This window comes from Actinophytocola xanthii, from assembly GCF_001921205.1.
Taxonomy (GTDB): Bacteria; Actinomycetota; Actinomycetes; order Mycobacteriales; family Pseudonocardiaceae; genus Actinophytocola; species Actinophytocola xanthii.
Window position 1 is genome coordinate 1 of record NZ_MSIE01000183.1, and the last position, 881, is coordinate 881.

Consider the following 881-nt stretch of genomic DNA (forward strand, 5'->3'; position numbering starts at 1 on the left):
GTTCGCGGCGTTGTCCCCAAAATGGAGGGGCGGTCGACCAGCTAAGTTCGGGCCGGCCGCCCGTGATCAGATCTGCCGCATCGCCGCCTGCAAACCGACCGAGCTGGGCTTGCCGTTCACCACCTGGAGCCTGGCCAAGCTGGTCGACTACCTCGCCGAGCACGCGTGGATCAGGGTGAGCACCGAGACCGTCCGGAAGATCCTGCGCCAGGAGGGCGTGTCCTGGCAGGCGACGAAGACCTGGAAAGCCAGCAAAGACCCGGACTTCATACCGAAGAAGACCCGCATCCTCGATCTCTACGATCACCCGCCCGCCGACGGACGAGTGATCTGCGTCGACGAGTTCGGTCCGCTGAACCTGCAACCCCGCCCCGGTCGCGGCTGGTTCCCTCGCGGCCGACCAGGCCGCCTGCGCGCGACCTACACCCGCACCAAGGGCATCCGGCACATGTTCGCCGCGCTCGACCTCGCGTCCGGGCAGATGTTCTACCGGTTCCGGGACCGCAAACGCTGGCCGCAGTTCCTCGACTTCTGCAAACAGCTGCGCCGCCGCTTCCCGGCCGGGAAGCTGTATCTGGTCTGTGACAACTACGGACCGCACGGCAAGGCCGAGGTCCTCACGTGGTGCGCGGCCAACGACATCGAGCTGGTCCACACACCCACCAACGCATCCTGGCTGAACTGGATCGAGTGCGAGTTCACCGCGGTCCGCTACTTCACCCTGGACGGCAGCGACTACCCCAGCCACGCCGCCCAGGAGACAGCGATCGCCGGCTATCTGCGCTGGCGCAACCGCCACTGCCACCCGAAGCGTCACTTCGCCGTCAACTCCAAGATCCGCCGCCCGGATTACCTACCCAACGTTGCTTGATGCGGCACTA

The 881-nt window shown here is 66.1% G+C and carries 1 protein-coding gene; it reads left to right on the forward strand.

Going from position 1 to position 881, the window contains the following annotated elements; genetic code table 11:
* Positions 1 to 871: IS630 family transposase (locus tag BU204_RS37830; protein ID WP_143230061.1), on the forward strand; the 871-nt coding region annotated here is incomplete at its 5' end.
* Between the last annotated feature and the right edge of the window lie 10 nt (positions 872 to 881).